Source organism: Bradyrhizobium sp. USDA3010 (genome assembly GCF_056429065.1).
Genome location: NZ_JBWJZD010000009.1, coordinates 258526 through 282472, shown reverse-complemented (window position 1 = coordinate 282472; position 23947 = coordinate 258526). Strand labels below are relative to the sequence as shown.

The 23947-nt window shown below is 66.0% G+C and carries 22 protein-coding genes and 1 pseudogene; 11 read left to right on the top strand and 12 right to left on the bottom strand.

What is annotated here, in order from left to right; genetic code table 11:
• The 9 genes and pseudogenes from AC066Y_RS17360 to AC066Y_RS17320 all read left to right on the top strand — a co-directional run.
• Positions 1-124, top strand: a pseudogene (locus AC066Y_RS17360) (IS481 family transposase); the annotation flags it as partial.
• A 231-nt stretch (positions 125-355) separates the two neighbouring features.
• Positions 356-967 carry a hypothetical protein gene (locus AC066Y_RS17355; RefSeq protein ID WP_478274921.1) on the top strand — a complete coding sequence of 204 codons (612 nt, stop codon included), beginning with the start codon at positions 356-358 and terminating at the stop codon, positions 965-967.
• 81 nt (positions 968-1048) lie between these two features.
• Entirely contained in the window at positions 1049-1633 is a 585-nt protein-coding gene (locus AC066Y_RS17350) for an NnrU family protein (RefSeq protein WP_478274920.1), read from the top strand.
• Positions 1634-1635: 2 nt separating this feature from the next.
• Entirely contained in the window at positions 1636-2457 is an 822-nt protein-coding gene (gene panB / locus AC066Y_RS17345; RefSeq protein WP_478274919.1) for a 3-methyl-2-oxobutanoate hydroxymethyltransferase, read from the top strand.
• Between the two features lie 10 nt (positions 2458-2467).
• Positions 2468-4060, top strand: coding sequence for a class I adenylate-forming enzyme family protein (locus AC066Y_RS17340; protein WP_478274918.1), 1593 nt, complete (start codon positions 2468-2470; stop codon positions 4058-4060).
• A gap of 317 nt (positions 4061-4377) precedes the next feature.
• Positions 4378-5034 carry a tetratricopeptide repeat protein gene (locus AC066Y_RS17335; RefSeq protein ID WP_092113387.1) on the top strand — a complete coding sequence of 219 codons (657 nt, stop codon included), beginning with the start codon at positions 4378-4380 and terminating at the stop codon, positions 5032-5034.
• Positions 5035-5073: 39 nt separating this feature from the next.
• The gene (locus tag AC066Y_RS17330) at positions 5074-5631 is read left to right on the top strand and encodes a hypothetical protein (RefSeq protein WP_478274917.1); all 558 of its coding nucleotides are present in this window, start codon (positions 5074-5076) and stop codon (positions 5629-5631) included.
• 135 nt (positions 5632-5766) lie between these two features.
• Positions 5767-7149, top strand: coding sequence for a ribosome biogenesis GTPase Der (gene der, locus AC066Y_RS17325; protein ID WP_478274916.1), 1383 nt, complete (start codon positions 5767-5769; stop codon positions 7147-7149).
• Positions 7150-7178: 29 nt separating this feature from the next.
• On the top strand, positions 7179-8393 hold the full coding sequence (locus AC066Y_RS17320) for an MFS transporter (protein ID WP_478274915.1): 1215 nt from the start codon (positions 7179-7181) through the stop codon (positions 8391-8393).
• A gap of 77 nt (positions 8394-8470) precedes the next feature.
• On the opposite strand, the gene AC066Y_RS17315 is transcribed toward AC066Y_RS17320, so the two are convergent.
• The 11 genes from AC066Y_RS17315 to AC066Y_RS17265 form a co-directional block, all read right to left on the bottom strand.
• Positions 8471-8857 (bottom strand): YybH family protein, encoded by a 387-nt coding sequence (locus AC066Y_RS17315; protein WP_478274914.1) that lies wholly within the window; start codon positions 8855-8857, stop codon positions 8471-8473.
• A 124-nt stretch (positions 8858-8981) separates the two neighbouring features.
• The gene (locus AC066Y_RS17310) at positions 8982-10208 is read right to left on the bottom strand and encodes an ABC transporter substrate-binding protein (RefSeq protein WP_478274913.1); all 1227 of its coding nucleotides are present in this window, start codon (positions 10206-10208) and stop codon (positions 8982-8984) included.
• Positions 10209-10360: 152 nt separating this feature from the next.
• A complete protein-coding gene (locus AC066Y_RS17305) occupies positions 10361-11497 on the bottom strand; it encodes an NHL repeat-containing protein (protein ID WP_478274912.1) in 1137 nt (378 codons plus the stop codon).
• Positions 11498-11716: 219 nt separating this feature from the next.
• Positions 11717-12457 (bottom strand): SDR family NAD(P)-dependent oxidoreductase, encoded by a 741-nt coding sequence (locus tag AC066Y_RS17300; RefSeq protein WP_478274911.1) that lies wholly within the window; start codon positions 12455-12457, stop codon positions 11717-11719.
• A 175-nt stretch (positions 12458-12632) separates the two neighbouring features.
• Entirely contained in the window at positions 12633-14210 is a 1578-nt protein-coding gene (gene purF / locus AC066Y_RS17295) for an amidophosphoribosyltransferase (RefSeq protein WP_478274910.1), read from the bottom strand.
• A 26-nt stretch (positions 14211-14236) separates the two neighbouring features.
• A complete protein-coding gene (locus tag AC066Y_RS17290; RefSeq protein WP_050406454.1) occupies positions 14237-14872 on the bottom strand; it encodes a CvpA family protein in 636 nt (211 codons plus the stop codon).
• 170 nt (positions 14873-15042) lie between these two features.
• Positions 15043-16524 (bottom strand): DNA repair protein RadA, encoded by a 1482-nt coding sequence (gene radA / locus AC066Y_RS17285; protein WP_478274909.1) that lies wholly within the window; start codon positions 16522-16524, stop codon positions 15043-15045.
• Between the two features lie 476 nt (positions 16525-17000).
• A complete protein-coding gene (locus AC066Y_RS17280) occupies positions 17001-17771 on the bottom strand; it encodes an exodeoxyribonuclease III (RefSeq protein WP_478274928.1) in 771 nt (256 codons plus the stop codon).
• Between the two features lie 24 nt (positions 17772-17795).
• On the bottom strand, positions 17796-19100 hold the full coding sequence (gene alr / locus AC066Y_RS17275) for an alanine racemase (RefSeq protein ID WP_478274908.1): 1305 nt from the start codon (positions 19098-19100) through the stop codon (positions 17796-17798).
• A gap of 48 nt (positions 19101-19148) precedes the next feature.
• Positions 19149-20657 carry a replicative DNA helicase gene (locus tag AC066Y_RS17270; RefSeq protein ID WP_478274907.1) on the bottom strand — a complete coding sequence of 503 codons (1509 nt, stop codon included), beginning with the start codon at positions 20655-20657 and terminating at the stop codon, positions 19149-19151.
• Between the two features lie 291 nt (positions 20658-20948).
• Complete coding sequence (locus AC066Y_RS17265; RefSeq protein WP_456723430.1) at positions 20949-21071, bottom strand: hypothetical protein; 123 nt, start codon at positions 21069-21071, stop codon at positions 20949-20951.
• A gap of 34 nt (positions 21072-21105) precedes the next feature.
• On the opposite strand from AC066Y_RS17265, the gene AC066Y_RS17260 reads away from it, so the two are divergent.
• Entirely contained in the window at positions 21106-21426 is a 321-nt protein-coding gene (locus tag AC066Y_RS17260; protein WP_478274906.1) for a hypothetical protein, read from the top strand.
• Between the two features lie 20 nt (positions 21427-21446).
• Here the strand turns inward: AC066Y_RS17260 and AC066Y_RS17255 are convergent, their stop codons facing one another.
• The gene (locus AC066Y_RS17255) at positions 21447-22700 is read right to left on the bottom strand and encodes a class I SAM-dependent methyltransferase (protein ID WP_478274905.1); all 1254 of its coding nucleotides are present in this window, start codon (positions 22698-22700) and stop codon (positions 21447-21449) included.
• 258 nt (positions 22701-22958) lie between these two features.
• Between AC066Y_RS17255 and AC066Y_RS17250 the strand changes: the two genes are divergently transcribed.
• On the top strand, positions 22959-23945 hold the full coding sequence (locus AC066Y_RS17250; RefSeq protein ID WP_478274904.1) for a hypothetical protein: 987 nt from the start codon (positions 22959-22961) through the stop codon (positions 23943-23945).
• Positions 23946-23947: the final 2 nt, after the last annotated feature.

The window sequence follows — 23947 nt, the reverse complement described above, 5'->3', positions numbered from 1 at the left end:
GCTCGATCGCGACGGCAACTACGGAATCTTCTTCGCTAGCTGGCAGGTCGCATCAATCGACTTGACCAATGGCGAACCTGTCAGTGATGTGTCGGAACAGGTGTCAGCCATGTCTCCGGTCTAAACATCGAGCCGGGCGATGACGGCGGAGTGTGGTGCGCGAGCGCAAGGACGTGAAGAAGAAGCGGGCGCGACGCCCAGTATTCGGTGTCGTCCCCCGGCTCGACCGGGGGACCCAGTACGCCGCGGCTTCTCCGTCTTCACATCCGCAGCGCGAGGAATTGAACGCGGCCCCTGCTTGCTCCGGTCCGGCCGCGGTACCATGTTCCCCGGAGCGCAATCCGGGTCCGTCTGCATGCTCCGACGCGTCGCCATCCGTCTCGCTTTTGCCGTGCTGGCCGTTGTGCTCACGAGCGCTGCCTCTGCGCAGCAGCGGCAGCAGACCAATCCGGCGCCGTTCGCACACACGCCTTGCAGTGTGCTCGACGAAGGGCCTTGCATCCCGTCCTATTGCAGCGTGTTCAATCACGGGCCGTGCTTTCCCGAGATGGATTATCCGTACGGCGAAAATCTCCAGCTCACGATCCTGACGGTGCCGCCCGAGGGGCAGGCCGCGAAGTACCGCAAGCCGGACCATGATCTCGATACCATCGGCGATCTGTTCGCCGCGCTACGTTCCTGCTGGGCGCCGCCGCCGGCGGACGACGCGCGCGAGGGCATGCAGATGTCGGTGCGCTTCAGCTTCAAGCGGACCGGCGAGATGATCGGCACGCCGCGGCTGACGTTCGCGACGCGGGGCATCCCGGCGGATACCCGCACGACCTACCTCAACGCGATCAACGCCTCGCTCGGCGCCTGCCTGCCGCTGAAATTCACCGGCGGGCTCGGCGGCGCGCTGGCCGGCCGCCCGATCATGATCCGCTATGTCGACAATCGCGAGCTGGCCAAGCCGGCCGGCAATCCGTAGCCCGCCACCCGGCGTGACGCATTGCCACCCGCCCGGCGAAGATGTTACGCGAAGGCAGCAATCAATCGGGGGAGGAACATCGTGGGACTGCTCGTCATGATCCTGGGTCTCGTGCTGTTCCTCGGCATCCATGTGCTGACCAGCCTGCGCGAGCTGCGCGCCGGCATCGTGAATGCGATGGGCGAGGGGGCCTACAAGGGCGTCTATTCGCTGGTGTCGTTCGCCGGCCTCGCACTGATCATCTGGGGCTTCGGCCACTACCGCGCGACCGGCTGGATCGACATCTGGACGCCGCCGACCGCGTTCAAGCACATCGCGGTGGCGCTGATGCTGCCGGCCGTGATCCTGGTGGTGGCCGCCTATATTCGCGGCCGCATCTACACCACGCTGAAGCATCCGATGCTGGCGGGCGTGAAGCTGTGGGCGTTCGCGCATCTGCTCGCCAACGGCGATCTCGGCTCGATCATCCTGTTCGGCTCGTTTCTCGGCTGGGCGGTCTATGACCGCATCTCGCTGAAGCGCCGCGCGGATGCCGGCGGGCCGCCGATCCCGGTGGGCGGCCCGACCAACGACCTGATCGCGATCGCGGTCGGTGTCATCGTCTATCTGGCGCTGGCGTTTGCGTTCCACCCGGTCGTGATCGGCGTGCCTGTCATGGGAGCCTGACTATGTCTGTTCAATCCGCCATCAAGCGCAAGACCGCGCCCGATCTCCGCGCCCGCAAGAATGGCGAGCCGATCGTGATGCTGACGTCGTACCATGCGCACACCGCGGCACTGGTCGACCGTCACTGCGACGCCATCCTGGTCGGCGATTCCCTCGGCAACGTCATGCATGGCTTCGAGACCACGGTGCCGGTCACGCTCGACATGATGATCCTCCAGGGCCGCGCCGTGATGCGCGGCTCGCAGCAGGCGCTGGTCGTGGTCGACATGCCGTTCGGCTCCTATGAGGGCTCGAGGGAGCAGGCGTTCCAGTCTGCGGTGCGGATCATGAAGGAGACGCTGTGCGGCGCGGTCAAGCTCGAGGGCGGCGTGCGGATGGCGGAGACGGTGGCGTTCCTGTCCGAGCGCGGCATTCCCGTGATGGGGCATATCGGCCTGACACCGCAATCGATCAACACGCTCGGCTCGTTCCGCGCGCAGGGACGTGAGGAGGAGACCTGGGCACCGATCGAGAACGACGCCAAGGCGATCGCGGAAGCGGGCGCTTTCTCGATCGTGGTCGAGGCGGTCGCCGAGCCCCTGGCGCGCAAGATCACGCAATCGATCACTGTTCCCACCATCGGCATCGGCGCCAGCGCTGCCTGCGACGGCCAGGTGCTGGTGCTGGAGGACATGCTCGGCCTGTCGCCGCGCGCGCCGAAATTCGTGCGCCGCTACGGCAACCTCGGCCCGATGATCGAGGAAGCGATCGCGGGCTATGCGCGCGACGTGAAGAGCCGCGCCTTCCCGGGGCCGGAGCACGTCTACGGCATGAAGAAGAGCTGACGAGGCGGGCATGGACTGGTCGCAACACGCACTGCCGCTGATGCGGCTCGAGTCGCGCTTCGGTGACCGCGTCGTGCCTGTCTTCGCCGAACGGCCGGCCAGCCTGTGGGCGATGATCACGGATGCCGTCGCGCAGAATGGCGACGGCGAGGCGCTGGTCTGCGGCGCAACGCGCCTCTCGTGGCGCGAGGTTGCCGAGCAATCCGCGAAGGTCGCAGCCGGCTTTGCCAAGCTTGGCCTCGCGCCGGGCGACCGCGTCGCGATCCTGCTCGGCAACCGCATCGAGTTCGTGTTGACGATGTTCGCCGCAGCCCATGCTGGCCTCGTCACGGTGCTGCTCTCGACGCGCCAGCAGAAGCCCGAGATCGCCTATGTGCTGAACGATTGCGGCGCGAAGCTTCTGGTCCACGAAGCCGCGCTTGCCGACCGCATCCCCGACGCTGCCGATATTCCCGGCCTCGCGCATCGCATCTCGGTCAGCGACGACGACGCGTCGCAATTCGCTGCCTTGCGCGACAATGCTCCGGCGCAGGCGCCGGCGGAGGTGAGGGAAGAGGACACCGCGATGATCCTCTACACCTCAGGCACCACCGGCAGGCCGAAAGGCGCAATGCTGGCCCATTGCAACATCATCCACTCCTCGATGGTGTTCGCCTCCTGCCTGAAGCTGACCAGGGCCGATCGCTCGATCGCCGCGGTGCCGCTCGCGCATGTCACCGGCGCGGTCGCCAACATTACCACCATGGCCCGATGCGCCGGCGCGCTGATCATCATGCCGGAGTTCAAGGCGTCGGAATATCTGAAGGTCGCGGCGCGCGAGCGCGTCACCTACACGGTGATGGTGCCGGCGATGTACAATCTCTGCCTGATGCAGCCGGATTTCGACAGCTACGATCTGTCGAGCTGGCGCATCGGCGGGTTCGGCGGCGCGCCGATGCCGGTCGCGACCATCGAAAAGCTCGACGCCAAGATTCCCGGGCTCAAGCTCGCGAACTGCTACGGCGCGACCGAGACCACGTCGCCCTCGACCTTGATGCCGGGTGAATTGACCGCGGCGCATATCGACAGCGTCGGCTTGCCGTGTCCCGGCGCGGAGATCGTCGTGATGGGGCCCGACGGCCGCGAGGTGCCGGGCGGCGCGATCGGCGAGCTCTGGATCCGCAGCGCCTCGGTCATCAAGGGCTACTGGAACAATCCGAAGGCGACCGCCGAGAGTTTTACGGCCGGCTTCTGGCATTCCGGCGATCTCGGCTCGGTCGATGCTGAAAACTTCGTCCGCGTGTTCGACCGCCAGAAGGACATGATCAACCGCGGCGGGCTGAAGATCTATTCCGCCGAGGTCGAGTCCGTGCTGGCCGGCCACCCGGCCGTGGTCGAGAGCGCGATCATCGCAAAACCGTGCCCGGTGCTCGGCGAGCGCGTGCACGCCGTGATCGTGACCCGCAGCGAGGCCGATGCAGAGAGCCTGCGCGCCTGGTGCGCCGAGCGTCTCTCCGACTACAAGGTGCCGGAGACGATGGCGCTGACATCAGAGCCGCTGCCGCGCAACGCCAACGGCAAGGTGATCAAGCGTCAGCTCAGGGAGAGCCTGTCCACGTCCTAGCTTTCTTACCTCTCCCGCTTGCGGGGGAGGTCGGATCGCATCGCGAGATGCGATCCGGGTGGGGGCTCTCCACACTCAGAGACTCTTTCAGTGATCCGACTCGTGGAGGCACCCCCACCCCAACCCTCCCCAGCAAGCGGGAGAGGGAGCCAGCCGCCGTCGCGTGCCGCTGCAAACTTCCCCGGTTAACGCTTTGATCCGCCTCGCTTTGCCTTGCCTCCGCCACACCGTTAGGGTAACGCCGCCGCGATGTGGGGATCGGGTAGGGGCTGCGCTCCACCGAGATTCGCGGTCCCGAGGGGATGGGATAGCCTTAAGTGTCTGAATTATTTGACGAAGTCGACGAGGAAGTCCGTCGCGATCAGCTCAAGAAGCTGTGGGACAAGTACTCGCTTTTCATCATCGCGCTGGCGATCCTGGTGGTCGCGGGCGTCGGTGGCTGGCGTGGCTACCAATATCTCGAGGGCAAGAAGGCCGCCGAGGCCGGTGCGGCGTTCGACCGCGCCGTTGAGCTGTCGGACCAGAACAAGCACGCCGAGGCCGAGGCCGCGTTTGCCGACCTGATCACCAAGGCGCCGTCCGGCTACCGCAATCTGGCGCGGCTGCGCATGGCCGCCGAGGTCGCGATCCGCGACCAGCCGGCCGCTGCGAAACTCTATGACGCGATCGCAGCCGACCGCAGCGTCGGCGGTCCCGATCAGGATCTGGCGCGGATCCGCGCCGCGCAGATGGTGATGGACACCACGACCTACCCGAACATGGTCCAACGGCTCGAGGCGATGGCGACGTCGAAGGACTCGACGTTCCGCCATTCCGCGCGCGAGCTGCTGGCGCTGTCGGCCTGGCGCGCCAACGATGCCACCGCCGCGCGGCAGTGGCTCGACCAGATTGCCAATGACGGCGAGACGCCGCCGAGCCTGCGGTCGCGCGCCGAAGCGCTGCAGGCGCTGTTGCCGCCGGTCGCGAAGAGCTGACTTGGCGCGCGAAACCCGAGTTTGAGTGAGAGATCGACCATGCGCCGCTCGCAACGCCTGATCGCAGCCGCAGTTCTGACAGCGCTTTGCAGCGTGCTGGCCGGCTGCGGCGGTGGCGGCATGTCCAATTTCGACCCGAGCGATTTGCTCGACTTCCTCGACACCAAGAAGAAGCTGGCCGGCGACCGCAAGCCGGTGTTCCCGGAAGGCGTGCCCGGCCTCGAGCAGGGCGTGCCGAAGGAATTGTACAAGGGCTCGCAGCAGGAGCAGCTCGACCAGCAGAACGCCGCGGCAGCCGCCGCCCAGCCGGCTCCGCCAGCGGAGCCGCCGAAGGGCGCCAAGAAGCACACCAAGCGGGCCGCGCCGGCCGCGGATCAGGCGGCTGCCCCCGACGCCGCGGCGGCGCCGGACGAGGGCGCGCCCGCCGCGCTGCCGCCCGAGCCGAAGCCGAAGAAAATCGTCCGCCGCCGCACCACCGCGCCGCCCGCCGACGACCAGCAGGCGCAGCCTGCGGCGCCGGCCCAGCAGACCCAGACCACGCAACAATCCGGCGGCGCGTTCCCCGCGCCGCTACCGAGCGGTGGATTTAGCCGCTAATCGCCTGCGGATTCCACCTCTCCCCGTAAGAACGGGGAGAGGGAGAAGGTGCTGCATCATTTGCTTCGCCGCATTCCTGCTGTAGTTCTTTCTAGCACCTTGACCCGCGGATGACAGACCGCGCCGGGATGATCCATGTCTTTTACCATCGCCATTATCGGCCGGCCCAATGTCGGAAAGTCGACGCTGTTCAACCGGCTGGTCGGCCAGAAGCTCGCATTGGTGGACGACGAGCCCGGCGTGACCCGTGACCGCCGCGAGGGGCAGGCCCGGCTCTACGATCTCGACTTCACCATCATCGACACCGCGGGGCTCGATGAGGGCGCCAAGGGCTCGTTGACGGCGCGGATGCAGGAGCAGACCGAAACCGCGATCGCGCTCGCCGACGCCCTGATGTTCGTGATCGACGCCCGCGTCGGCCTGACGCCGACTGACCGCGCCTTCGCCGACTTCGCCCGCAAGGCCAACAAGCCGGTGGTGCTGGTCGCAAACAAGGCCGAGGGCAAGCATGGCGAGATCGGCGCGATGGAATCCTACGCGCTCGGCCTCGGCGATCCCGTGCAGATCTCGGCCGAGCATGGCGAAGGCATGGGCGACCTCCACGAGGCGCTGAGCGCGCTGGTGCCCGCGACACCAGAGGAAGACGACGAGGTCGAGGATGACGAGGACATCTCGGAAGAGGAGGCCGCGCAGCGCCCGATCCGCGTTGCCATCGTCGGCCGGCCCAACGCCGGCAAGTCGACGCTGATCAACCATCTGCTCGGCGAGGAGCGGCTGCTGACCAGCCCCGAGGCCGGTACCACGCGCGATTCCATCGCGGTCGAGATCAGCTGGCAGGGCCGCCAGTTCCGCGTGTTCGATACCGCCGGCCTGCGCCGCCGCTCGCGGATCGAGGAGAAGCTGGAAAAGCTCTCGGTCGCCGACGCGTTGCGCGCGGTGCGCTTCGCCGAAGTCGTCGTGATGATGATGGACTCGCAGAACAAGTTCGAGGAGCAGGATCTGCGCATCGCCGACCTGATCGAGCGCGAAGGCCGTGCCATCGTGCTCGCCGTCAATAAATGGGACCTCGTCGAGCGCAAGCCCAACCAGATCTCGCAGCTGCGCACCGATGCCGACCACTGGCTGCCGCAGGTCAAGGGCGCGCCGATCGTCGCCGTCTCCGGCCTGATGGGCGAAGGCATCGACCGCCTGATGATTGCGATCCAGGAAGCCTATGCGGTCTGGAACCGGCGCTTGCCGACTGCCGCGCTCAATCGCTGGTTCGAGCAGGCGATCCAGGCGAGCCCGCCGCCGGCCGTCTCGGGCCGCCGGCTGAAGCTGAACTACATCACGCAAGTCAAGGCGCGCCCGCCGAGCTTCGTGTTGTTCTGCTCGCGCGCCGATGCGATCCCGAGATCCTATCTGCGTTACCTCACCAACTCGCTGCGCGAGACCTTCGATCTGCCGGGCACGCCGATCCGGATCACGCTGCGCGAGAAGGCCAATCCGTTCGCCCACAAGCGCAAGCGCCCGTCGTGAGCGGGAGCGCTGAGGTTGACCCTGCGGCCATGCCGCAGGCACGCAGCGGCGCCGTGATCTTCATCTTCATCACCCTGCTGCTCGACATGCTCGCGCTCGGGATCATCATCCCGATCCTGCCCAAGCTGATCGAAGGCTTCGTCAACAACGACACCGCCAACGCCGCGCGCATCTTCGGCGTGTTCGGCTCGATCTGGGCCTTGATGCAGTTCGTCTGCTCGCCGATCCTGGGCGCGCTGTCCGATCGCTTCGGCCGCCGGCCGGTGGTGCTGCTGTCGAATTTCGGCCTTGCCGCGGACTATGTGCTGATGGCGCTGGCGCCGAACCTGATCTGGCTGTTCGTCGGGCGGGCGATCTCGGGCATCACCTCGTCGAGCATCTCGACCGTGTTCGCCTACATCGCCGACGTCACTGCGCCGGAGCAGCGCGCCGCGATGTTCGGCAAGATCGGCGTCGCGTTCGGCGCGGGCTTCATCCTGGGACCTGCGCTGGGCGGCCTGCTCGGCGAGATCAATCCGCGGCTGCCGTTCTGGGCGGCGGCGGGATTGAGCTTCGTCAACGGCCTCTATGGCCTGTTCATCCTGCCGGAATCGCTGCCGCCGGAACGGCGTGCGCCATTCAAATGGAAGAGCGCCAATCCGATCGGCGCGCTGCATTTCCTGCGCGCGAACCCGACGCTCGCCGGCCTGTCGCTGGCGACCTTCTTCGGCCAGCTCGCGCACGTCGTGCTGCCCTCGGTATTCGTGCTCTACGCCACCTATCGCTATGGCTGGGACACCGGCACCGTCGGCGCGACGCTGGCGCTGGTCGGGCTCTGCGGCATGATCGTGCAGGGCGCGGCGATCGGACCGATCGTGCAGCGGCTCGGCGAGCGCAATGCGCTGTTCCTCGGCCTCGTCTGCGGCGCCTTGGGCTTCGTGATCTTCGGCGCGGCGCCGACCGGCCAGCTGTTCTGGATCGGCATTCCCGTGATGGCGTTCTGGGGCATCTCGGGCGCCGCGACGCAGGCCCTGACGACGCAGCTCGTCGCCGCCGATCAACAAGGCCAGTTGCAGGGCGCGACATCGAGCGTGCAAAGCATGTCGGAATTGATCGGCCCGTTCCTGTTCACGCTGACGTTTGCGTATTTCATCGGCGACAACGTGCTCGTGAAGCTGCCCGGTGCGCCATTCTATCTGGCCGGCGCGCTGCTGCTGCTCGCGCTCGCCATCGCGTGGCGTGCAACGGCCGCGAAGAAAACGTAGCTTCGCAGGGTGGGTTAGCGAAGCGTAACCCACCATTGCCTCCGCGGTAAGAAGGTTGGTGGGTTACGGCCTACATCTTAATCAGTCGCCGGCACCGAATGGTGTTCGTGCGTGATCCGCCAGCCGCCACCAACTTTGCGCAGTCCGATCGTGAGCCGGAACTGGAACGTGGCGTCGGGCGGGCCGCATCGCATCACGGCGACGGCGAAGGCCACGTCGTCGCCGGCCGTGATCGCGATGTCCTCGATATTGAAGGCGTAGGACGGACGTTGACAGCTGAAGAACAAATCCCAGGTCTTCCTGTACTCATCAAGTCCGCGTGACTGGAACGGCGGCGGCACGTCGAACATCACGATGTCCTGATCGTGATGGGCGAGAACGCCCGCATAGTCGTGTCTGCGGACCGCGTCCGCCCAGGCTTCGATGAGTGTTCTGACCTGGTTTTCGGCTCCGGATTGCGTCATGGATATTGCTCCGCGTGTGGCTGACATGCGCCCGGAGGACGCAGGCCAGGACGTATATCCGACACGCAGAGCGAATTATTTGAGCGGTGAACGGCCGGACCGAACCCCGGCCGTCGCGCGACGCTTACTTCTTCACCAGCGGACAATCGCTGGCCTCGAGCGGCTTGGCGGCGTCTTCCGGCGAGATGGTGGCGATCAGCTTGTAATAGTCCCAGGGATATTTGGACTCTTCCGGCTTCTTCACCTCGAACAGATAGGCCGGGATGATGCGGCGGCCGTCGATCCGCAGCGGGCCCTTGCCGAACAGCGGGTCGTCGGTCGGGATCTCCTTCATCTTGGCGACGACCTTGGCGCCGTCATGCGGATTGCCGCCCATCGCGTCGAGTGCCTTCAGGTAATGCAGCACGCCGGCATAGACGCCGGCCACCGTCATCGAGGGCATCGAGCCCTTGGGCGAAACCTTCTGGAAGCGCTTCGACCAGGCGCGGGTCTGGTCGTTCATGTCCCAGTAGAACGACTCGGTGAAAGTGAGGCCCTGCGCGATCTTCAAGCCCAGCGCGTGCACGTCGTTGACGAACAGCAGCAGCGCCGCGAGCTTTTGTCCGCCCGCGGTGATGCCGAATTCGGACGCCTGCTTGATCGCGTTGGTGGTGTCGCCGCCGGCATTGGCGAGGCCGATGATCTTGGCCTTGGAGGCCTGCGCCTGCAGCAGGAACGAGGAGAAGTCCGCAGTGTTGAGCGGGTGCTTGACGCCGCCGAGCACCTTGCCGCCATTGGCTGACACCACCGCCGAGGTGTCGCGCTCCAGCGCATGGCCGAAGGCGTAGTCGGCGGTGAGGAAGAACCAGGTGTCGCCGCCTGCCTTGGTCAGCGCCTTGCCGGTGCCGTTGGCGAGCATGTAGGTGTCGAATGTGTAGGAGATCGTGTTGGCGTTGCAGGCCTTGCCGGTGAGGTCGGCGGTCGCCGCGCCCGAGTTGAGCACGATCGAGTTCTTCTCCTTGGCAAGGTTGCTCACCGCCAGCGCGACGCCGGAATTCGGCGTATCGGTGATGATGTCGACCTTGTCGTTGTCGATCCAGTTGCGCGCGATGTTGACGCCGACGTCCGGCTTGTTCTGGTGGTCGCCGCTGACCACGTCGATCTTCCAGCCCTTGGCGCGCAGGCCGGAATCTTCCACCGCCATGTTGGCCGCGGCCACCGAATTGGGCCCGCCGATGTCGGCATAGAGGCCCGACATGTCGTTCAGCACGCCGATCTTGACGTTCTTGTCCTGAGCAAAGGCAGGCGTAGCAAGGCCGAGTGCAGCGCAAGCGAGAAGCACGGCGTGGCGCCGTGCGAGCGTCGTCGTCATGAGACATTCCCTCCACTGTCAATTTTTTCCGCAACGGCCCTCTTGCGGAGCCTTGTGCCGGTCGTTCGCGTTCCCGCTTACCCTTTCCGTTGGCGAGCGGCAATCCGCATAAAGCCGGATGAACTGCGTCGAAGCGTCATCCTGCCGTCACTCTACTTGAGCGCGTCCGAGGTCAGCTTGAATTTCTGGATCCGCTTGCCCTCGACCTCGCCGGTATAGACGTTGCCCTTCTGATCGACCGCCATGACGTGGAGCAGGGCAAACTGTCCGGCATTGCGGCCGCTACGGCCGAAGGTGCCGACCACGCTGCCGTCGTCGCGCTTCAGCACGCGGATCTCGTTGTTGGCGCCGTCGGCGTTGAGCAGATAGGTCTGCTTCGGATCGGGCCACAGCGCGAGATCGAACACGGCGCCGTCGCCGCGGGTGTTCTTCTCGTAGAACCATTCTCTGACGAAGGTGCCGTTCTTCTGGAACACCTGGATGCGGTCCTGGCTGCGGTCGCAGACATAGACCAGCCCGTCATTGGCGATCTTGATGCAATGCACGGGATTGCCGAACTGCTCCTGCACCGCGGCGCTTGGATCATAGGGCGGCTGCTTGTCGTCGGTGGGCAGCTTGCCGTAGCCGCCCCAGTGACGCTTGTAGGCCAGCGTGGTGGCGTCGAACACGATGACGCGGCGGTTGCCATAGCCGTCGGCGACGTAGAGCTCGTTGGCATCCTTGTCGATCGCCATCTCGGCGGGGCGGCCGAGCTGGGTGGTGTCGTTGCTGTTGGTGCGGGCTGCGATCTTGCCGATCTGGCCGAGATACTTGCCGTCGAGCGAGAACTTCAGGATTGCGCTGTCGTCATCGGCGTTGCCGCCGATCCAGACGAAGCCGCGTTCGTCGACCTCGATGCCGTGCTCGCGGCCGACCCATTGATAGCCGTCGCCAGGACCGCCCCAGGCGCGCAGCAGATTGCCGTCGACGTCGAATTCGAGCACCGGCGGCGCCGCCACGCAGCATTTCGCGCGCGGCGGGGTGAGGCTTGCCGCCTTCTCGCCATCGGTCAGCGAGCGCGGACGATGCAGCACCCAGATATGTCCCTGCCAGTCGACGGCGATGCCGCCGACCTGGCCGATGATCCAGTTGTTCGGCAACTGCTTGGGCCACGACGGGTCGACCGCGAAGGTCGGGACGTCACCGGCCCTGGCGGGCGTTGGCTGAGCAAAAAGGTTTGAAGATGCGATGCCGGCGGAGAGAAACAATCCGGACAGAATGGAGCGCGCGCGATTGAACGTCGGCGTCATGATGCCTCCCGAGAGTTTTCTTGGCGGGCGTCCCGCTTGGGCGCGCAGTCAATCGCGGGGAGGGGAACGAGTCAATCACCCAGCCGTCATCGCGAGGAGCCGCATAGCCCGGATGGAGTTGCGTAGCCCGGATGGAGCGAAGCGAAATCCGGGGCAGTCTCTCCGCGGACAGACGCTACCCGGATTATGCTTCGCTCATCCGGGTTACGGTTCGTCAACCTAAGCCGGCGGCTGGAAGCTCCGCAGCGTGCGCGCCTTGTAGTCGTAGAGCTTGCCGGTTTCGGTCCACTGCGGGGAACACATCGGCACGATGAATTCGGCGGCCATGTCGGGCGTATCCAGCGTCATCGGGTCTTCGCCGGGAAACACCTGCGCGCGCATCCGGGTGCGGATCGGGCCGGGGCTGAACAGATTGACGCGCAGCGCCGTGTTGGCGGTCTCGTTGGCCCAGGAACGCACCAGCGCATCCAGCGCGGCCTTCGAGGCGGCATAGGGGCCGAGATAGGCGTTGGCCTTGTGCGCCACGCCTGACGTGACGAACACCGCACGGCCGGCGTCGGACTGGCGCAACAGCGGGTCCATGCAGCGGATCAGCTGGAAATTCGCAGTGACGTTGATCGCGAACACATCGTTCCACGGCTTCAGCTCGATATGGCCGAGCGGCGAGGAGGGACCGGCAGTGCCGGCATTGCCGACGAGGATGTCGAGCTTGCCGTGGCGCTCATGCAGCGCGAGCCCGAGCCGCGCGATGCCGTCGTAATCGGTCAGCGAGAGCGGCACCAGCGTGGCGCTGCCGCCGTCCTTGCGGATCTCGTCGTCGAGCTCTTCCAGCCCGCCTTGCGTGCGCGCCACTGCCACGACATGCGCGCCGGCCTTGGCCAGCGCGACGGATGTCGCATAGCCGATCCCGCGCGAGGCGCCGGTCACGAGGGCAATACGGGAGGCGAGGGGTTTTGTCATGAACGTAACTCTATCGTCGTCGTCCCTGCGAAAGCAGGGACCCATACGCCGCGGCGGCCGTGCTGTGCAAAGCTGTTCGTAACCGATACCGCCCGAAAAAACGAGGGCCGGTGGTTGGGTCCCTGCTCCGGAGCGCAATCGCGCCCTAGGCAGGGACGACACCGTGGATGCGGCGTCAGCTCGCCTCGGCCAGCAGCGAGAGCTGGCGTGGCGGGGCCTCGGTTTCGCTCTGGTCGGTGAGGTGGGTCGGGTAGGCGCCGGTGAAGCAATGGTCGGCGAATCTCGGATTGGCCGGGTCGCGCCCCTCATAACCCATCGCGCGGTACATGCCGTCGATCGACAGGAAGGCGAGCGAGTCGGCGCCGATGATGTCGCGCATCTCCTCGAGCGAATGGGTCGCGGCGAGCAGGCCGCCGCGATCCGGCAGGTCGATGCCGTAATAGTCGGGATAGAGGATCGGCGGCGAGGCGAGGCGGAAATGCACCTCGCGGGCGCCGGCATCGCGCATCATGCGCACGATCTTCTTCGAGGTGGTGCCGCGCACCAGCGAGTCGTCGATCAGGATGATGCGCTTGCCTTCGATCGCGGCGCGGTTGGCCGAATGCTTCATGCGCACGCCGAGCTCGCGCACGGTCTGGGTCGGCTGGATGAAGGTGCGGCCGACATAGTGATTGCGGATGATGCCGAGCTCGAACGGCACGCCGGAATACTGGCTGTAGCCGACCGCGGCGGGCACGCCGGAATCCGGCACCGGCACCACGACGTCGACCTCGGGATGGCTCTCGCGCGCGAGCTGGGCGCCAAACGCCTTGCGCACGTCGTACACCGAGCGGCCGCCGACGATCGAATCCGGCCGCGCGAAATAGATGTACTCGAAGATGCAGGGCCGCGCCGGCTTCGGCGGGAACGGCTTGTGGCTGTGCGCCCCCCGCTCGTCGAACACGATGATCTCGCCGGGCTCGATGTCGCGGATATACTTCGCGCCGATCATGTCGAGCGCGCAGGTCTCCGAGGTCAGGATCGGATGGCCGTCGAGATCGCCGAGCACCAGCGGACGGATGCCGAGCGGATCGCGGGCGCCAACCAGCTTCTTGTTGGTCAGCGCGACCAGCGCATAGGCGCCCTCGATGGTGCGCAGCGCCTCGATGAAACGGTCGATGAAGCGGGTGCGCTTCGACTGTGCGACGAGATGCAGGATCACCTCGGTGTCGGTGGTCGACTGCATCATGGCGCCGCCCTTGACCAGCTCGCGGCGCAGGCTGAGGCCGTTGGTCAAATTGCCGTTATGGCCGACCGCAAAGCCGCCGGCGCTGAGTTCGGCGAACAGCGGCTGCACGTTGCGCAGGATGGTGCCGCCTGTCGTGGAGTAGCGGACATGGCCGACCGCGGCGTTGCCGGGCAGCCGATCGATCACCTCGCGGCGGGAGAAGGCATCGCCGACCAGGCCGAGGCGGCGTTCACTGTGGAAGCGGCCGCCGTCGAAGGAGACGATGCCGGCGGCCTCCTGGCCGCGATGTTGCAGGGCGTGCAGGCCGAGCGCGGTGATCGCGGCGGCCTCGGGGTGCCCGAAGACGCCGAACACGCCGCATTCCTCGCGGAGCGTGTCGCCATCGAGATCGGGGTGGTATCTGAGATCGTCGTCCCGGTGGTCTTGTCGGAGATGGTCTTGTCGAAGATGGTCCTGCATTTCGATCGGGCCGAGGTCGAGATCCATTTGGGCGGCGTGATCGGAAGGGGTTTGCATCTCGTTCATCGCCTCTCGTGAGGGGCCCAAATAAGTTATCGGCCCGCGGGTTTCTCGATCAGCTTTTTCAAGCTGTCACGCGCAGGTTTGCTGTAGCCATCGCCGGACGCCGGCGTCGCCTGATCGTTGGTATCAGCCGCAGAATCGTCGTCCGGCTTATTCTTCTTGAACTTCTTTAAGATGGTGTTCTCGGGGTCGTCAGGCAAGAGCGCCATCAGCCAATCCCCGGTTCCCTGCAGCACCACCCGGGATTTCGCGCCGGTCACCCAATCGGGCCGCTGCTTGTCCGGAACCAGCCAGGTGAAGAACATGAACGCCACGACCACGATCAGGAGGCCGCGGGCGAGCCCGAACAGGAAGCCGAGGGTGCGGTCGAGCGCGCCGATCCGGGAATCCAGGATCATGTCCGAGATTCGCACCGTGATGATCGAGACCACGATCAGCGTACCGATGAAGACGCCGGCCACCACCACCACGGCCGCGACCGTGTCGTTATTGAAGTAAGTTTTGGCGGTCGGCAGCAGCTTCGAGAAAGCATACAGCGTGACCAGGGCGGCGGCGCCCCAGGCCGCGATCGACAGGATCTCGCGCATGAAGCCGCGCACCATCGCAAGCAGGCCCGAGATCAGCATCACGCCGAGCAGGACGAGATCAAGTATCGTTATGGGCATCGGCTGGTCAGGTCCGCTGGTACGTTTGGGTCCGCTGTTAAGGGCTCGCGAATCGGCAAAGTCGGTGCCGTCCTAACTGAGGCGCATCGGGGGCATTCGGCAAGGCCGCAACACCACCAGTCCCGCGCGGCGGATGTATAGCGGCGGGGGGCTGATACGTCACGCCCGCTTTAGCTGGTCTCGCGACGGAATCGGGCCGGTGTGGCATTTTTCTCAGCCGCATCAGCGCCCCTGGAGCCGCCCTGGTCGTCGCGTGGCGCAGCCCGGCCGCCTCGGGGCGTCCCGCGCGCGGCAATTTCGGCGACCAGCGTGGTCAGATTGCCGACGCTGTTCAGCACGAGCCCGCTATCGCCGCCGCCATCGCCGCGGACCGATTCGGGCAGGATGGCGCGGCCGAAGCCGAGCTTGAGGGCCTCTTTCAGCCGGGCCGGGGTCTGCGCCACCGGGCGGATCGCGCCGGACAGCGAAATTTCGCCGAAATAGACGGCGTCCGTCGGCAACGGCGCATTCACCAGCGAGGAGACCAGCGCGGCCGCCGCCGCGAGGTCCGCGGCCGGCTCCTGGATGCGCAGGCCGCCCGCGACATTGAGATAGACGTCATGTCCGGACAATTTGACGCCGCAATGCGCCTCCAGCACGGCCAGCACCATCGACAGACGGCTCGGATCCCAGCCGACCACGGCGCGGCGCGGTGTGCCGAGCGAGGTCGGCGCCACCAGCGCCTGCAACTCGACCAGCACCGGGCGGGTGCCCTCGATGCCGGCGAACACCGCCGTACCGGGACTGCCGAGCTCGCGTTCGCTGAGGAACAATTCCGAGGGATTGGTGACCTCGCGCAGGCCGAGCCCGGTCATCTCGAACACGCCGATCTCGTCGGTCGCGCCAAAGCGGTTCTTCGCCGAGCGCAGAATACGGAACTGCTGCGAGCCTTCGCCCTCGAACGACAGCACCGCATCGACCATGTGCTCGACCACGCGGGGGCCGGCGATCTGGCCGTCCTTGGTCACATGCCCGACCAGGATGATGGTTGCCCCGGTCTTCTTGGCGAAGCGAATGAGGGCCTGCGCCGAGGCGCGGACCTGGGTCACCGTGCCGGGCGCGGACTCGACGGTGTCGGTCCACATGGTCTGGATCGAGTCGATCACGATCAGCCGCGGCACCGCGCCTTCCGACAGCGTCGAGACGATGTCCTCGACCGAGGTTTCGGAGGCGAGCTGTACCGGCGCGTCCGCGAGCCCGAGCCGCTCGGCGCGCAGCCGCACCTGCGCGACCGCCTCTTCGCCCGAGATGTAGACCGCGCGGTGGCCGGCGCGCGCCATCATGCTGGTGGCCTGGGTCAGCAGCGTGGATTTTCCGATGCCGGGATCGCCGCCGACCAGGAGCACCGAGCCGCGGACGAAGCCGCCACCGGTGACGCGGTCGAGCTCGGCCATGCCCGACGACAGCCTCGGCGCGTCCTGGGTTTTGCCGGACAGCGATTCCAGCGCGAACGTCCGCCCCTTCCGCTTCGATCGGATCGAGACCGGCACCGAGCCCGTGGTGTCTTCCTCGGCCAGCGTGTTCCACTCGCCGCAGGAATCGCACTTGCCCTGCCAGCGATTATACGGCGCGCCGCAGTTCTGGCAGACGAAGGAGAGGGTGGATTTGGCCATGGATGGGATTGGTTCAGCGGTGGTTTCGAATCCGCAACACCCATTAGCACGGAATGAGGAAAGCGTGGCGTTTGATGCGCAGGGGTCGGATTTTACGACGTCATTGCCGACCACAGCAACGCGCGCACCGTCACCATGTCGACGTCCTGGCGGATGCGTTCGTCATGACCTCCTCCGGCTGTACCCGGTTCGCCACATCCGGCCGCATTCGCTTGTACCGCAGGCTCCTGTGCCGCGAGAATGCGGATGTTTGACTCGCACGCCGTGCAACAAAATCGACGTCGTCCTGGCGAAAGCCAGGACCCATTACCCCCAGCATCAGCCGTTGCGCGACGCTGGGGCCACGATTCCGTTTACAATCAAATGCGGTGGTTATGGGTCCTGGCTTTCGCCCGGACGACGGTGGTGTGTGCGGCATCATCCGATCCGCGTCGCGACCACCAATGCTGATTGTCACGCGGCTTGACGGTGGCCGATCACTTCAACATCACCCACGCCGGCGCATGATCGCTGGCGCCTTCCTCGCCGCGGATGTCGCGGTCGACGCCAGCCTTCAGAAGCCGCGCCGCCACGTCGGGGCTGAGCAGCAGATGATCGAGCCGGAGGCCGGCATCGCGCGGCCAGCGCTGGCGCTTGTAGTCCCAGAAGGTGAACATCTGATCATCCGGATGCAGCGTGCGGAGCGCATCGCACCAGCCCTGATCGACCAGCGCCTTGAACGCGGCGCGGCTCTTCGGCTGGATCAGCGCGTCCTTGTCCCAGGAGCGGGTCGGATAGATGTCGAGAGGCGTCGGCGCGACATTGTAGTCGCCGGCCAGCACCACCGGGACCTCCTGCTTGAGCAGCTTGGCGGCGTGGGCGCGCAGCCGCTTGAACCAGGCCAGCTTGTAATCGAATTTCGGGCCGGGCTGCGGATTGCCGTTCGGAAGGTAAAGGCTGGTCACGACGATGCCGCGCACCGCGGCCTCGATGTAGCGCGCCTCATGGTCGTCGCGGTCGCCGGGCAGGGCGGTGCGAATCAAGACCGGCTCGGCCTTGCGCGCGAGGATGGCGACGCCGTTCCAGGTCTTCTGTCCCTGCCACACCGCGCCGTAGCCGGCCTTTTCGAGCGCGGCAGCGGGAAACTCGGCGTCGCTGGCTTTCAACTCCTGCAAGCTGACAACGTCGGGCCTGGCCGATTTCAGCCAGCGCAGCAGGTTGGGGAGCCGGCGATTGACGTTGTTGATGTTGAAGGTCGCGATCTTCATGCGCAATCGCGACGATCCATCGCGTCAGGCGGAGGGCGAGGTCGGTTCGGCGGGCAATGGCGGCGGCGCAGCAGCGGCCGCTGCCGTCGGCAAGGCCGGAGGCGCCGCCTGCGCCGCGGCCGGCTCGCTCTTCTCAGTCGCAGCGCCGTTTGTCGCGGCGACGGCATCGCCGCCCTTGTAGATGCGCACGAAGCGGCGGCCGAGACTGGTCAGCACCTCGTAGCCGATAGTGCCGAAATGATGTGCGAGCTCGTCGACCGTGATGCCTTCGCCGATCAGCGTCACCATGTGGCCGCGCCGCACGGCACTCTTGTCGAGATCGGTGACGTCGACCGCGATCAGATCCATCGAGACGCGACCGGCGATCGGGCAGCGCTTGCCGGCGACCACGACTTCGGCGCCGCGGGTGCCGTCATTGGCGCTGGCGGCGCGGAAATAGCCGTCGGCATAGCCCGCCGAGACGATCGCAAGCCGGGTCGGCCGGCGCGCGGTCCAAGTGCCGCCATAGCCGACGGTTTCGCCGCGATCGATGTTACGGATCTGCACGATGCGCGCCTTGAGGTCGACCACAGGCTGCATCGGGTTGTCGGCCTCCGGCGTCGGGTTGACGCCGTAGAGCGCGCAGCCCGGCCGCACCATCTCGAACTGGAATTGCGCGCCGAGGAACACGCCGGAGGAGTTCGCGAGCGAGGCCGGCACGCCGGTGAACAGGCTCGCGATCTCGCGGAAGCTCGCCAGCTGCCTGGCGTTGGCGGGGTTGTTGAGCAGTTCGGCGGAGACGAGGTGGCTCATCACCAGCGTGATGCCGTGATCGCCGGCGTTGATCCGCGGGATGATGCCTTGGGCTTCGCTGACCGTCAGCCCGAGCCGGTTCATGCCGGTGTCGATATGGATGGCGGCGCCGCCGGACCAGCCGGATCGGCGGCAGAACACGTCCCATTCGGCGAGCTCGTTGAGATCGCCGATGACAGGCTTGCAGTCGATCTTGGCGTAGGCGTCGCCGGTCTGCTGGAAGAAGCCGCCGAGCGCATAGACGGTCGCCTGCGGAACGGCCGCGCGCACCACGGCGGCCTCCTCGACGGTGGCGACGAAGAAGGTCTTGCAGCCGGCCTTGGCCAGCGCCCGCGACACCTGCTCGGCGCCGCAGCCATAGGCATTGGCCTTGACCACGGCGGCGCATTCCGCCGGGACCGCGGTCTTCTCGAGCTTGCGCCAATTGGCGATGATGGCGTCGAGGTCGACGGTGAGGATGCCGGTGGCGGTCGGATGGGCCGCCAGCAAACTGGCTTCGGGCGTCAGCTGCGATTTCGCGTCGGTCACGATGTTCATGGCCCAGTTGTACAAGCGAGACCAGCGGCCTTCAACTGTGCCCCAACGTTAGTAGGAGGGGGGGCGGTCCGGGACCAGTCCGTCCGATGCGAGATCGCCGAACCGGGTGACGCTGGCTTCGAAGTGCAGCTCGACGGTGCCGGTCGGACCGTGGCGCTGCTTGCCGATGATGACTTCGGCCTTGCCGAGCGCGCGCTCCATTTCGGCTTGCCAGGTCGCGTGCTCCGGGGTGCCGGGCCGCGGTTCCTTGTTCGCGAGATAGTATTCCTCGCGGTACACGAACATCACGACGTCGGCGTCCTGCTCGATCGAGCCGGATTCGCGCAGGTCCGAAAGCTGGGGCCGCTTGTCGTCGCGGTTTTCGACCTGGCGCGAGAGCTGCGACAGCGCGATCACGGGAACGTTGAGCTCCTTCGCCAGCGCCTTCAAATTGGTGGTGATCTCGGTGATTTCCTGCACGCGGTTGTCGTTGCCGCGCTTGCCCGAGCCCTGCAACAGCTGGATGTAGTCGATCACGATCAGGTCGAGACCCTTCTGCCGCTTGAGACGGCGGGCGCGCGCGGTGAGCTGCGAGATCGACAGACCGCCGGTTTCGTCGACGTAGAACGGCAGCGACTGCAACTCGATCGAGCAGTCGCGGATCTTCTCGAAATCGAGCTCGGTGATTCCGCCGCGCCGGATATGGCTGGAGGGAATGCCGGTGCGTTCGGCGAGAATACGGGTGGCGAGCTGTTCGCCGCTCATTTCGCAGGAGAAGAAGCCGACCGCGCCGCCGTTCACCGCCTTGGTGGTGCCGTCGGCCTGCACCTCGGGGACATAAGCCTTGGCGATGTTGTAGGCGATGTTGGTGGCGAGCGAGGTCTTGCCCATGCCGGGACGGCCGGCGAGCACGATCAGGTCGCTTGGCTGCAATCCGCCCATCTTGGCGTCGAGGTCGCGCAGCCCGGTCGAAATGCCGGACAGTTTTCCGTCGCGCTGGAACGCCTTGGCCGCCATGTCGACGGCGACTGTGAGTGCGTCCGCAAAGCGTTGGAAGCCGCCATCGTAGCGGCCGGTTTCGGCGAGGCTGTAGAGCTGCCGTTCGGCATCCTCGATCTGCGCGCGCGGGGCAAAATCGACCGGAGCGTCGTAGGCGACGTTGACGATCTCCTCGCCGATCTGGATCAGGTTGCGGCGCAGGCTGAGATCATAGACGGTGCGCCCGTAGTCCTGTGCGTTGATGATGGTGGTCGCTTCGGCGGCGAGGCGAGCGAGGTATTGGTTGACCGTCATGCCGCCGAGGTCGAGCTCGGCAGGCAGGAACGTCTTCAAGGTCACGGGATTTGCGACCTTGCCCATCCGGATCAGGCTGCCGGCCGTTTCATAGATCTGCTGGTGGATGGCTTCGAAGAAGTGCTTCGCCTCCAGGAAATCGGAGACCCGGTAGAAGGCGTCGTTGTTGACCAGTATCGCGCCCAGCAGCCCCTGTTCCGCTTCGATGTTGTGGGGCGCGCTCCGATAGGTCGGTGACGCGGCGTCGGGCGCGAGCTTGTGGACGTTCGAATCAATCAAGGCCATGGACGAGCTTATTCTTCTGATTTCGTCGTTACTGAGATTTTCGGCTGTGGGGCCGCGATCAAGCGCCAGCCCGGCACGAAGCGAAAGGACGGATGTTTCTTATGCACGATTCACACAACGCAATGTGTGAATCCGGGATGGCGGGATGCATTCCGCTTGACTGCGCTTTGCCCGAAACCGGGCCGAGCCTGGCCGGTCAGCGATGTGGTTGGTAAAAATTCGGCACGGCCTGAACCTTTTTCCGGGCTGCCGCGCCCAACCAGCGACAAGGTCGGTGCTGGCCTCGGTTCCTCAGACCAGGATGAGGAAAGCCAGCGCGATCAAAGCGGCCGCGACGCCAGTTGCGATCAAGGCGTAGTCGGTCACGAGGTCGCGTTGCGGGTCCAACATCGTCGGGTGCGGTTCTCGGGTCATTCCGGACCACTACGACAGCCCGGAACAGATCTCTGTGAAGCAGATCACACCTGTCGCATTTTCTTTGCGGCAGGTTCGCGGGAACGACCCGGCGGATTCCGGGTTGTCTCCGCTCAGGGAAGATACGGTGACGATGGCTCGAGGGTTTCAGACAGTGCGACCAAGGCTTGGCCGGGCAGGTGGCATCGACCGCCGCTGGCTGGCGTCGCTTGTCGAGGCCATGGAGCAGGCGGCGCGTCCGGAGGTCCGGAACGTTCCCTGCGACATCAGCCTGATTTCAGCCGCCGCGGCTCACTTGGCGCGTCCGGCGCCGACCTTCGCCCATTGCGGCTCGGCCTTCAGCCTGCGCAACTAGCAATACCGGTTCTTTCAGGCCTATTCGCCGGCGAGTTGCAGCCGGGGTTTTGCGGCGCCGGCTTCCTTGAGCCTGAGGCGGCCTTCCTCGCGCCCGATATAGTCGCGGGTCATCGGCACGATGCCCTGACGCTTGGTCAGCTGCAGCTGGAAGTTCATCATGTTCTGCACCCGGAACGACATCTCCGAGGCCGCCAGATAGAATTCCCACATCCGGGCAAAGGTCTCGTCGTAGAGCCGCACGGCCTCCTCGCGCCGCGCCATGAAGCGGTCGCGCCACGCCTTCAGGGTATCCGCATAGTGCAGGCGCAGGATCTCCATGTCGCAGATCAGCAGTCCGGCCTTCTCGATCGCCGGCATGACCTCGGAGAGCGCCGGAATGTAGCCGCCGGGGAAGATGTATTTCCGGATCCAGGGGCTGGTGACATCGGGACCGGTCGAGCGGCCGATCGAGTGCAGCAGCATGACACCGTCATCGCTCAGGAGTTCGGCGCACCGCTTGAAGAAGGTTTCGTAAAACGCGACCCCGACATGCTCGAACATGCCGACCGAGACGATGCGGTCGAACGGGCCGGGGATGTCGCGGTAGTCCTGCAGCAGGAAGCGCGCTGAATGCGCCAGGTTCTTCTCCGCCGCCCGGGCGTTGGAAATCTGCAGCTGCTCGGTCGATAGCGTGACGCCGGTGACGTCGGCGCCGCTCATCTCGGCGAGATAGAGCCCCAGTCCGCCCCAGCCGGAACCGATGTCGAGGACGCGGTCGCCGGGCTTGATCAGGAGTTTTGCGGCGAGGTGGCGCTTCTTGGCGAGCTGGGCGTCGTCCAGCGTCGCGTCCGGCGTCTCGAAATAGGCGCAGCTATATTGCTTGTCGGCGTCGAGGAAGAGGGAATAGAGGCGGCCGTCGAGGTCGTAATGACGGGCGACATTGCGCCGGGACCGGCCGCGCACGTTGAGCTGCTGGGCGCGCCGCCCGAGGAAACGAACCCAGGCCTGCATCCTGGCAAAGTTCGGCAACATGGCCGCCTGGCCCATCAGGACAGCCAGCACATCGGCGATGGTGCCTTGCTCCACCACGAAGGTGCCGTCCATGAAGGCTTCGCCGAGGTAGAGCTCGGGATCGACCAGAACGCGCAGTTCGGCGGCCCTGGTCATGAACCGTGCGGCGACCGGAATGCCCGTGCCGTCACCACAAGTGAATTTGGCGCCGCTCGCGGTCGTGAACGTGATCGAGCCGCGGCGGATGAAGCGCCCCAAGAAAAATCGCAACAATCGGTCCATCGAAGCACCAACGGAACGGCAAGCTGCACACTGACACCACCGGAGCTGATCACTCCAATGTGTCCCCGACCTAAACATAGGCAGGGAATTGGATCGCGCTATTGCATTGTGGTCAAAGCCGATATTCCAAAATGTGACAATTGCGTGGATGCGGCACGCGCGCGCTTCCATTCGCGCGATAATCGGCTAAAAGGTGACCGCCGCGGCCGATCCATGAGGCGCAGGCGGCGATTTTTCCGGAAGCTGGAGACTTAAGGAATGGTGAGCCGAGCCCTCAGTCTGGCGACGGTGACGCTTCTGATTGGCTACCTGTCAGCCGTATCAGCGCAGGCGCAAAACCTCGAGGCCGGCAAAAGCCCCTCCCAGATCTTCGCCAACACCTGCACGGCCTGCCACAAGAGCCCGCGCGGTCTTTTGAAGACCGTGCCGGCCGGTTCGCTGCCGGGCTTCCTGCGCCAGCACTACACGACGTCGAGCGACATGGCCGGCGTGCTGGCGTCCTATCTGATCTCGAACGGCGCCAATGACCCGCGCTACCAGGCCAAGGATCAACCCAAGGGGGCCAAGGGCCGGGACGGCCGCCAGGAGGCCAACCAGTCTCCGGAGCAGCCGGCCGAGCGCCCATCTCGCCGGCAGCATCAGGGTGTGGCGCCGCAGGAGGGGACCAAAGAAGGTGCGAGGGAATCCGCGAAGCCCGACGCCGACGGTTTGAATCCCGAAGCACGTCCCGCCCACCGCGGCCGGCGCATGGCGCGTCCGAGCGAGACGCCGGATGGTGCCAAGCCGGACGACGGCCAGACTCCGCAGGCCGTGGGCGAGGGCAGGCCGTCGCGCCAGAAGCACGGCCGTCGCGGCAAGCCGGTCGAGGAGCCGAAGTCGGACGAGGCGCCGAAGGGCGAGGCGGCGGGCGACGAGCCCAAATCCCAGACCGCCGTCAAGCGCGAAGACAAGGGTGAGGCCGAGAAGCCGGCGAAGCCTGTTGGCCAGCCCGACACCGTCAAGGTCGATGCGCCCAAGGTCGATATGCCCAAGAGCAATGCGGGCGGCGAGCCGGCTGCCGTGCGATCGGACCCGGTTCCGCAGGTCACTCCAGCGGCTCCCGCCGCTTCCCCCGCGCCCGAGCCAGCCGCTGCCGCTTCGCCCGCACCGGCGCCCGCCGCGCCGCCGGTAACAGCGGCTGCGCCGCCGCCTCCGCCCCCGACGACGCCGGGCTCCGGTCCGCCGGAAGCGCCGACCTCGAAGTAATC